Source organism: Streptomyces sp. NPDC001135 (assembly GCF_053598395.1).
The window spans coordinates 69,155-79,016 of record NZ_JBSFKD010000022.1; the positions used below are offsets into that span (position 1 = coordinate 69,155).

Annotated in this window: 11 protein-coding genes; 5 read left to right on the forward strand and 6 right to left on the reverse strand. The window is 70.0% G+C overall.

All coding sequences use genetic code 11. The annotated features are described in order from the left end of the window. Positions 1 to 22: 22 nt before the first annotated feature. The 6 genes from thpD to ACWC94_RS25470 form a co-directional block, all read right to left on the reverse strand. Positions 23 to 916, reverse strand: a complete 894-nt coding sequence (gene thpD / locus ACWC94_RS25445) for an ectoine hydroxylase (RefSeq protein ID WP_450799310.1) — start codon at positions 914 to 916, stop codon at positions 23 to 25. A gap of 6 nt (positions 917 to 922) precedes the next feature. Continuing rightward, entirely contained in the window at positions 923 to 1,327 is a 405-nt protein-coding gene (locus ACWC94_RS25450; RefSeq protein WP_450799312.1) for an ectoine synthase, read from the reverse strand. Positions 1,328 to 1,365: 38 nt separating this feature from the next. Further along, on the reverse strand, positions 1,366 to 2,637 hold the full coding sequence (gene ectB / locus ACWC94_RS25455) for a diaminobutyrate--2-oxoglutarate transaminase (RefSeq protein ID WP_450799314.1): 1,272 nt from the start codon (positions 2,635 to 2,637) through the stop codon (positions 1,366 to 1,368). 13 nt (positions 2,638 to 2,650) lie between these two features. Then, on the reverse strand, positions 2,651 to 3,169 hold the full coding sequence (ectA, locus tag ACWC94_RS25460) for a diaminobutyrate acetyltransferase (protein WP_450799316.1): 519 nt from the start codon (positions 3,167 to 3,169) through the stop codon (positions 2,651 to 2,653). A 255-nt stretch (positions 3,170 to 3,424) separates the two neighbouring features. Then, on the reverse strand, positions 3,425 to 3,961 hold the full coding sequence (locus ACWC94_RS25465) for a DinB family protein (RefSeq protein WP_450799318.1): 537 nt from the start codon (positions 3,959 to 3,961) through the stop codon (positions 3,425 to 3,427). A 72-nt stretch (positions 3,962 to 4,033) separates the two neighbouring features. Beyond that, positions 4,034 to 5,083, reverse strand: coding sequence for a pyridoxal-phosphate-dependent aminotransferase family protein (locus ACWC94_RS25470; protein WP_450799319.1), 1,050 nt, complete (start codon positions 5,081 to 5,083; stop codon positions 4,034 to 4,036). Between the two features lie 139 nt (positions 5,084 to 5,222). Between ACWC94_RS25470 and ACWC94_RS25475 the strand changes: the two genes are divergently transcribed. From ACWC94_RS25475 to ACWC94_RS25495, 5 genes are all read left to right on the forward strand, one after another. After that, the gene (locus ACWC94_RS25475) at positions 5,223 to 6,074 is read left to right on the forward strand and encodes a transporter substrate-binding domain-containing protein (RefSeq protein ID WP_450799320.1); all 852 of its coding nucleotides are present in this window, start codon (positions 5,223 to 5,225) and stop codon (positions 6,072 to 6,074) included. Further along, a complete protein-coding gene (locus ACWC94_RS25480; RefSeq protein ID WP_450799321.1) occupies positions 6,071 to 6,904 on the forward strand; it encodes an amino acid ABC transporter permease in 834 nt (277 codons plus the stop codon). The genes ACWC94_RS25475 and ACWC94_RS25480 overlap by 4 nt, the downstream gene beginning before the upstream one ends. Next, the gene (locus ACWC94_RS25485; protein WP_450799323.1) at positions 6,901 to 7,695 is read left to right on the forward strand and encodes an amino acid ABC transporter ATP-binding protein; all 795 of its coding nucleotides are present in this window, start codon (positions 6,901 to 6,903) and stop codon (positions 7,693 to 7,695) included. The genes ACWC94_RS25480 and ACWC94_RS25485 overlap by 4 nt, the downstream gene beginning before the upstream one ends. A gap of 18 nt (positions 7,696 to 7,713) precedes the next feature. Then, positions 7,714 to 8,805 (forward strand): amidohydrolase family protein, encoded by a 1,092-nt coding sequence (locus ACWC94_RS25490; RefSeq protein WP_450799324.1) that lies wholly within the window; start codon positions 7,714 to 7,716, stop codon positions 8,803 to 8,805. Positions 8,806 to 8,948: 143 nt separating this feature from the next. Further along, a complete protein-coding gene (locus ACWC94_RS25495; RefSeq protein WP_450799325.1) occupies positions 8,949 to 9,851 on the forward strand; it encodes an SCO1860 family LAETG-anchored protein in 903 nt (300 codons plus the stop codon). Positions 9,852 to 9,862: the final 11 nt, after the last annotated feature.

Genomic DNA, 9,862 nt, shown 5'->3' on the forward strand with positions numbered 1-9,862 from the left:
CGCCGCGCGGCGGGCGGGCCGCTCACCGGACGGGAGTGAAGTCCCTTGCCCCGATGAACTCCGGCCGGCGCACCGGTGCCGCGAAGGGTTCCACGGCGGTGTTCTCCACGCTGTTGAACACGATGAAGACGTTGCTGCGCGGGAACGGCGTGATGTTGTCGCCGGAGCCGTGCATGCAGTTGCAGTCGAACCAGGTCGCCGAGCCGGCCCTGCCGGTGAACAGCCGGATGCCGTGCTCGCCCGCCAGCGCCGTCAGCGCCTCGTCGGACGGGGTGCCCGCGTCCTGCATCTGCAGGGACTTCTTGTAGTTGTCCTTGGGCGTGGCGCCGGCGCAGCCCAGGAACGTCCGGTGCGAACCCGGCATGATCATCAGGCCGCCGTTGGTGTCGTGGTTCTCGGTCAGCGCGATCGACACGGACACCGTGCGCATGTTCGGCAGGCCGTCCTCGGCGTGCCAGGTCTCGAAGTCCGAGTGCCAGTAGAAGCCGCTCGCGCCGAAGCCGGGCTTGACGTTGATCCGCGACTGGTGGACGTAGACGTCCGAGCCGAGGATCTGCCGGGCACGCCCGACCACCCGCGGATCGCGCACCAGGTTCGCGAAGACCTCGCTGATCCGGTGCACCTCGAAGACCGAGCGGATCTCCTTCGACTTCGGCTCCACGATGGAGCGCTCGTCGGCGCGGACCGCCGGGTCGGTGACCAGCCGGTCCAGCTCGCGCTTGTAGACCTCCACCTCGTCCGGGGTGATCAGCTGGTCGACGGCGAGGAAGCCGTCACGCTCGTACGACTGGAGATCGGCCGTCGGGATCGGGCCCGGCGTGTCCGGGGATCCCCAGACGACCGGGTCCTGACGCGGGACGGTCACCTCCGTGGCGCCGCGGGTCGGGTAGAGATCCTTCACGGGTGCGGTGGTCATGGGTTCTCACACCTCCTCGGGCTCGGTGAGCAGCGGGTAGACGCCGTTCTCGTCGTGGTCCTCCCGTCCGGTCACGGGCGGGTTGAACACGCAGATGCAGTGGAAGTCCTCCTTGACGCGCAGGGTGTGCCGCTCGTGCCCGTCGAGGAGGTACATGGTGCCGGGGGTGATCGTGTACGTCTTCCCGGCCTCGTGGTCGGTGAGCTCGGCCTCGCCCCGGGTGCAGACGACGGCTTCGACGTGGTTGGCGTACCACATCGACGTCTCGGTCCCGGCGTACAGGACGGTCTCGTGCAGGGAGAAGCCGACCCGCTCCTTGGCGAGGACGATCCGCTTGCTCTCCCAGGTGCCGGACTTCGCCCTGACGTGCCGGTCGGTGTTCTCGATGTCCTTGAACGATCGGACGATCACGGTGCTGTTCTTCCTCCTAGCTGTACGAAAGCGCCTGGTCAGGCGGTTTCGCGGACGGCACGGGCGAGGACGCTCAGGCCCTCGTCCAGCTCGTCGGGGGTGATGGTGAGCGCGGGCAGCAGCTTGACGACCTCGCCCTCCGGGCCGGACGTCTCGATCAGCAGCCCCAGCTCGAAGGCCCGCCGGGCGACCCGCGAGGCCCGCGCCTTGTCCTGGAACTCCAGGCCCCACACCAGCCCGCGCCCGCGGTACTCCTTGACGTCGGCGAGGTTCTCCTCGGTGATGGAGATCAGCGCCTGCTCGACCTGCTCACCACGGGAGCGGGTCTGCTTCTCCATGGCCGAGCCGTCGGTCCAGTACGCCTCCAGGGCGGCCGTCGCCGTGACGAACGCGGGGTTGTTGCCCCGGAAGGTGCCGTTGTGCTCGCCGGGCTCCCAGACGTCCAGTTCGGGCTTGAACAGGCACAGCGACATCGGCAGCCCGTAGCCGCTGATGGACTTCGAGACCGTGACGATGTCGGGGGTGATGCCCGCCTCCTCGAAGGAGAAGAACGCGCCCGTGCGGCCGCAGCCCATCTGGATGTCGTCGACGATCAGCAGCATGTCCTGCCGCTCGCACAACTCCTTGAGCGCGCGCAGCCATGCGGGCCGGGCGACGTTGATGCCGCCCTCGCCCTGCACGGTCTCCACGATCACGGCGGCGGGCTTGTTGAGCCCGGAGCCCTGGTCCTCCAGCAGGCGCTCGAACCACAGGAAGTCCGGGACCGTGCCGTCGAAGTAGTTGTCGAACGGCATCGGCGTCCCGTGCACCAGCGGTATGCCGGCACCGGCCCGCTTGAAGGCGTTCCCGGTGACGGCGAGGGAGCCCAGGGACATCCCGTGGAAGGCGTTCGTGAACGACACGATCGCCTCCCGCCCCTTCACCTTCCGGGCCAGCTTCAGCGCCGACTCCACGGCGTTGGTCCCGGTCGGCCCCGGGAACATCACCTTGTACGGCAGGTCACGCGGGCGCAGCACCAGATCCTGGAAGGTCTGCAGGAAGGACCGCTTGGCCGTGGTCGACATGTCCAGGCCGTGGGTCACCCCGTCCCGGGACAGATAGTCGATCAACGCCCGTTTGAGTACGGCGTTGTTGTGGCCGTAGTTGAGTGAGCCGGCGCCGGCGAAGAAGTCGAGGTACGCATGACCGTCCTCGTCGTACATCCGGCTGCCCTGCGCGCGGTCGAAGACCGTGGGCCAGCCGCGGCAGTAGCTGCGCACCTCGGACTCGAGGGTCTCGAAGACGCTGAGGTCGGGCTGGGTGATGGTCACGGTGAATCGCTCCTCAGTGGGCGGTGAAGTCGGTCAACGGACCGATGCGGTAGAGGACTTCGGGATCGTGCGGGCCGTCCGGGAACAGCTCGGCGGGAAACAGCACCGCACGCTCCAGGTGCGCTCCGTGCCGGGCGGCGAACGAGGTGAACAGCCGCTCGGAGGCGGTGTTGCCGGGCGTGATGGTGGTCTCCACGTCGGTGATGCCGTGCTCGCCGGCCAGCCGTGCGGTCAGCCCGTCCAGCAGCCGGGCGGCGATGCCGTGCCCCCGGTACGCGGGGTCGACGGCCACCTGCCAGACGAGCAGCGTGCGGGGGCGCTCCGGCCGCACGTAGCCGGTGACGAACCCGACCGGCTCCCCGTCCGCACCGCGCGCCACCGCCGAGGTGCCGGCGAAGTCCCGGCACCACAGCAGATAGCTGTACGAGGAGTTCAGATCGAGGGTTTTCGAGTCCTTGGCGAGACGCCAGAGCGCGGCTCCGTCGGTCACCGCCGGCTGGTCGATGAGCAGGTCTGCGGGTGCGGCAGTCATGCGGCACGAATTTAGCGAGGTGAATTAGGAAATGCACGGCCGCTATCACTGCGCCGCACAGATACCTCGGTGAAATGCCCGAATTAACCCACGTCAAATCAGGGCAAAAGGAGCGCGCTGTGGAGTGTGTCACAGCTCGGAAACCGTCAGAAAACCGCCAGGAAACTTCCCCGTTTAGCCCTGCAAAAAGCGGGCAGAAGAAGACGGGAAGCTGTCACCGAAGGAATTGGCGGAAATTGTGAAGCTCAATTGAATTCAAGCCCCGGTGGTGCCGTCGATTCGTTCACGCAGAATGTCGGCGTGTCCGTTGTGCCGGGCGTACTCCTCGATGAGATGGATCAACACCCAGCGCACGCTCACCTCGACGCCGGCCATCGGACCGTCGGCGATCCGCCCGGTGTCCTCCAGTGCCCGTTCGGCGAGCAGCTCCCGGCCGCGCGCGATCTCCCGCCGCCACACGTCCAGCGCCTCTTCGAGCCCCCGCCCCGGATCGAGGGCGTACCCCGTCTCCTCCTCGAACACCGGCGGTACGTCGAGTCCGGCCACCACCCGCTGGAACCAGTTCCGTTCGACCTCGGCGAGGTGCTGGACGAGGCCGAGCAGCGTCAGCGACGACGGCTGCGCCGAGGCGAGCCGCGCCTGCGCGTCATCCAGCCCCCGGCACTTCAGCTCCAGTGTGCCCCGGTGAAAGTCCAGCCAGCTCTCCAGCATGGGCAGCTCGGGGCCGGTCGGCGAGGGGACGGGCCGGCCGTCGGGGAGGGTGGCGGGTGTCTGGGGTGTGAGGTCGGTCATGCGGGTGAGGGTGGCACGGGTCACCGGCACGGGCGCGGGCACGCAGGGGGAAGGGGTGCCCTTCCGGCCAACCTAGCGCCGCGTGCCGAGCGCCGCCCCGATCGCCGCCAGGCACCTCTCCACGGTCTCCAGGGAGGCGTCCGCGCCGTAGTGGTTGACCCGGATCATCTCCTGGGCCAGCGCACCCCCGCCGGCGGCGATCGGCAGCGACGGGTCGTCGGTCAGGGCCCGCGCCACCACCTCCGACGCCACCACCCCCGACGGCACCCGAAGCGTCGTGGCCACCGGCGCCGCGTCCGAGGCCTCGTACACATACGGCTCAAGGCCCCCGCCCAGGGAAACCGCGCCCGCCCGCGTGGCCAGCGCGGCGGACCGGTGCCGGTCCATCACCGCATCCAGCCCCACCGACTCGATCCGCTCCAGGCACGCCTGCAGCGCCAGCATCTCCAACTGGGCCGGAGCGTGCGGCAGTACCGCGCGCCCGGCGTCGATCCAGCGTTCCTTCCAGTCCAGCAGGGACAGATAGGAGCGGCGCGGGGCGTTGGGATTGGCCGCCATCCGGGCCCAGGCCCGCTCGCTCACCGAGATCGCCGACACACCCGCCGGACCGCCCATCGCCTTCTGCGCGCCGATCACACACAGGTCCACACCCCACGCGTCCGGCAGCACCGGCTCCGCACCCACGGAGGCGACCGCGTCCAGGTAGAACAGCGCGCCCCGCTCCCGCACCGCCTCGCCGATCTCCGCGACCGGATTGGTGTTGCCGGTCGCCGCCTCCGCGTGCACCAGCGAGACGAAGTCGATCTCCGGGTGCTCGGCGAACGCCTCCCGGATCTGGTCGGCGGTCACGGCCGTGTGGAAGGGAACGGAGAGGTCGTACACCGTCGCGCCGCAGTCCCGCAGCCAGTTCCCGAACGTCTGTCCGTACGGCCCGGTGATCACGTTCAGGGCCACCGTGCCCGGACCGGCCGCAGCGCGGATCGCGCCCTCCAGCGGCAGCAGCGCCTCACCCTGCGTGATCAGCACGTCCTGCCGGGTGTCCAGCAGCCGGGCGACGGCGTCCTCGATGGCGGCGAAGCGCCCGGCGCTCAGCGGGGGCAGATCGAGGAAGGGGTGGCTCACGGCGGGTGCTCTCTTCGTTCGCGGGCATCGGACTCCCTCGATCTTAGGTCCAACCGCCCTGTAACCCTCGGTTTGATTTGAGAGACTCAAACTCTTCCTTATAATCGGAAGCCTCAGTTCCCTCACAGGGAGATCCCCCATGAAAACGCTCCTCGGTCGCCGGACCCGCCTCCTGGCCGCCACCACCGCGACCGCCGGACTGGTCCTCGTTGTGGCCGGCTGCTCCTCGTCGTCCGGCGGAGGGAACGGCGGTGCCACCGTCAAGGGGGTCCACGTCGTCAAGGCCGGCCGGCTGACCACCTGCACCCACCTGCCGTACCCGCCGTTCCAGTCGGAGATCAACGGCAAGGTGCAGGGCTTCGACGTCTCCCTCATCGACCTCGTCGCCAAGAACCTCGGCGTCACGCAGCAGATCGTCGACACGCCGTTCGAGAACTTCAAGACCGGCGCCTTCCTGAACTCCGGCCGGTGCGACCTGGCGGCCGCCGGTATGACGATCACGCCCGAGCGCAAGAAGAACGTCGACTTCTCCGACCCGTACTTCGAGGCCACCCAGGCCGTGCTCGTGAACAAGAGCAGCGGCGTCAACTCCCTCGCCGACGTCAAGGCCAAGGGCAAGAAGCTCGGCGCCCAGGCGCAGACCACCGGTGAGGACTACGTCAAGAGCAAGGGCTACGACCCGATCTCCTTCGAGTCCTCCGACGCGGTCCTCAACGGCCTGCGCACCGGCCAGGTCCAGGCCGTCGTCATCGACTACCCGGTCGTCCAGGGCTGGCTGAAGGACAAGGCCACCGCGGACCAGTTCAAGGTCGTCGACAACCTCAAGACCGGTGAGCAGTACGGCTTCACGGTCAAGAAGGGCAACACGGCGCTGCGCGAGGCCATCAACAAGGCCCTCAAGGACGCCAAGGCCGACGGCACCTACAAGAAGATCTACGAGCGGTGGATCGGCCCGTACCACGCCTCCGTGGCCTCTCCCGCCGCCTCATGACCGACACGGACGTACGACTCCAGCCGAAGAAGAAGGGACTGACCCGGCGTCAGAAGCGGCGTCTGTCCCGGGGCGTGCAGTACGCCGTGTTCGTCGCCGCCGTGGTCGCCTTCGCGGTCACGGCGGACTGGGGACGGCTGCAGAACCAGTTCGCCCAGGCCGACATCGCCCGGCAGATGTTCCCGGACGTCATCACACTGGCGCTGCGGAACACCGTGCTCTACACGCTGTCCGGCTTTGTCGTCGGACTCGTGCTCGGCATGGCCATCGCGCTGATGCGGCTGTCCTCCGTGGGCCCGTACCGCTGGCTGGCGAGCATCTACATCGAGATCTTCCGCGGCCTGCCCGCCCTGCTGATCTTCATCTTCGTCGGTGTGGCCGTCCCGCTCGCCTTCCCCGGCACGGAGATCCCCGGCGGCACCTACGGCCAGGTCGCGATCGCGCTCGGCCTGGTCTCGGCCGCGTACATGGCGGAGACCATCCGCGCCGGCATCCAGGCCGTGCCCAAGGGACAGACGGAGGCGGCCCGTTCGCTCGGCTTCTCGCCCGCGAAGGCCATGGTCTCCATCATCGTCCCGCAGGCCTTCCGGATCATCCTGCCGCCGCTGACCAACGAACTCGTCCTGCTGTTCAAGGACTCCTCGCTGGTGCTGTTCCTCGGTGTCACCCTGGAGCAGCGGGAGCTGTCCAAGTTCGGCCGCGACCTCGCCAGCACGACCGCCAACTCCACGCCGATCCTGGTCGCGGGCCTGTGCTACCTGCTGATCACCATCCCGCTCAGCTATGTCGTCAGGCGCATGGAATCCAAGGCCCAGGAGGCGATCCGGTGAGCCGCCCGGAGATTCAGGTACGGGACCTGCACAAGTCCTTCGGCGACAACCAGGTGCTCAAGGGCATCGACCTGGAGATCGGCCGGGGCGAGGTCGTCTGTGTCATCGGCCCCTCCGGTTCCGGCAAGTCGACGCTGCTGCGCTGTGTGAACCTGCTGGAGGAGCCCACCAAGGGCCAGGTCTTCGTCGGCGGTACCGAGATCACCGACCCCGACGTCGACATCGACGCCGTACGCCGCCGGATCGGCATGGTCTTCCAGCAGTTCAACCTGTTCCCGCACCTGAGCGTCACCGAGAACCTCACCCTCCCGCAGCGCAGGGTTCTCAAGCGGGACAAGGCGCAGGCGGCGAGGGTCGCCGCCGAGAACCTCGCCCGGGTCGGCCTGGCCGAGAAGGCGCGCGCCTATCCCTCCTCCCTGTCCGGCGGCCAGCAGCAGCGCGTGGCGATCGCCCGGGCGCTGGCGATGGGCCCGGAGGTCATGCTCTTCGACGAGCCGACCTCGGCGCTCGACCCCGAGCTGGTCGGCGACGTCCTCGCGGTGATGCGCAGGCTCGCCGAGGAGGGCATGACGATGATGGTCGTCACCCACGAGATGACCTTCGCCCGCGAGGTCGCCGACCGGGTCGTCTTCATGGACGGCGGCGTGATCGTCGAGGAGGGCAGCCCCGCGCAGGTCATCGGCGACCCGCAGCACGAGCGCACCCGCCACTTCCTCTCCCGCCTGCTCGACCCGGCGATGGCCGAGGTGGAGGAGGAGACCTCCGACCAGGTGGGGAAGGACAGGCCGTAGGCCGTTAGGGTGCGGTGCATGAGCGATGGCGCGGTGCTGCACGTGAAGGGCCGGGTTCTGGCCGGGCCGGACGACGTCCGTGACGAGCTGTGGGTGGTCGGGGGCCGGGTGTCCTACGACCGCCCCGCCGGGGCACGTGACGTCCGTACCGTCGAGGGCTGGACGCTCCCGGGCCTGGTCGACGCGCACTGCCACGTGGGCCTCGGCGCGGACGGGCCGGTCGACGCGGACACCGCCGAGAAGCAGGCGCTCACCGACCGCGAGTCGGGCACCCTGCTGATCCGGGACGCGGGTTCGCCCTCCGACACCCGCTGGATCGACGACCGCGAGGACCTGCCGAAGATCATCCGGGCCGGCCGGCACATCGCCCGTACCCGCCGCTACATCCGCAACTACGCCTGGGAGATCGAACCCGACGACCTGGTCACGTACGTCGCCCAGGAGGCCCGGCGCGGCGACGGCTGGGTCAAGCTGGTCGGCGACTGGATCGACCGTGACCTCGGCGACCTCGCGCCCTGCTGGCCGCGAGAGCCGGTGGCGGCGGCCATCGCCGAGGCCCACCGGCTCGGCGCCCGGGTCACCGCGCACTGCTTCGCCGAAAGCTCCCTGCGCGACCTGGTCGAGGCGGGGATCGACTGCATCGAGCACGCGACCGGCCTGAGCGACGACCTGATCCCGCTCTTCGCCGAGCGCGGCGTCGCGATCGTCCCGACCCTCGTCAACATCGCCACCTTCCCGCGGCTCGCGGCCGGCGGCGACACCAGGTTCCCGCGCTGGTCCGCACACATGCGCCGGCTGCACGAACGCCGCTACGACACCGTGCGCGGCGCCTACGACGCCGGGATCCCGGTGTACGTCGGCACGGACGCCGGCGGCTCGCTGGCCCACGGACTGGTCGCGGCCGAGGTGGCGGAGCTGGTCACCGCCGGTATTCCGGCCGTGGCCGCCGTGTCGGCGACGAGCTGGGGCGCCCGCGCCTGGCTCGGCCGCCCCGGCCTGGAGGAGGGCGCCCCGGCCGACCTGGTGGTGTACGAGGGCGATCCGCGCGCGGACGTACGGGTGCTGGCGGCGCCGCGCCGCGTGGTGCTGAACGGGCGGATCGTGCAGTAGCGGAACGCCTGTGCCCGGTGATTCGAAGCGGTGTGCTGGACATCCACGTTCGAGTGAAGTGGTCCGGGATCGCTGACCGTTCACCCGCAGGGCGTACAAGGTTGACGGGTCCCAAGAACGTTTCCTCTGGGGGTCCCACCGCCTTGAACAGCAACAACTTCCGCACGCCCGCACGCCGTATCGCGACTGTCGCGACGGTCACCGCCCTGGCCGCCGGTCCCGCGGTCCTGGGCGCGGGCGCCGCGCACGCGACCGGTGACCACGGTCGCGCCTCCGCCGTCGTCCTGCGCACCGGGCTCGACGTGTCCCTGCTCAACAAGACCGTCGACGTCCCGCTCGCGGTCTCCCTGAACGAGGTCCGGGCACCGCGGAGCGCCGACAGGACCACGCTGTCCGCCCGGCTCGACGGCGTGGCGGGCGGCGAGCCGTTCACGGTCCTCGGCGCCGACGTCGCCTCGGCGAAGGCCACCGCGACCGCGCGGCGCGCCGAGGGCTCGGTCCGGCTCGTCGACGCACGGCTGCACCTCCCCGGCCTTCCCCTGCTGTCCCTGATCGAGGTCGGCACGGTCACCGCGCGGGCGACCTGCGAGGCCGGCAGGGCACCGGCCGCCTCGGCGAACGTCCTCGGCGCCGTCACCGTCCTCGGCAAGCGCGTCACCCTCACCGCCGGCGGTCCGACCGAGGTGAAGGTGCCCGGCGTCGGCGAGGTCCGCCTCGATCTCGCCGAGCGGCGCACCACCACCCGCTCGGCCGCCGCCACCGCCCTCGAACTCAAGGTGTCCGTCAACCCCTTGAAGCTCAACGTGGCCGACGTCCGGGGCACGGTCACGCTGGCCAAGGCGACCTGCGAGTCCCCGGCGGCCCCGCCCACGGGACACCCGGTGCCGAGCCACGACCCGGCCGCCGACGTCACACCGCAGGGCGCCCGGACCGACCTCGCGGACACGGGCGGCAGCTCCGCGACCCCGTACGTCGCGGGCGGCGCACTCGCGCTGGTGCTGGTCGGCGGGGGAGCGGTGGCGGTGGCCCGGCGCCGGAAGAGCTGACGTCACCGTCC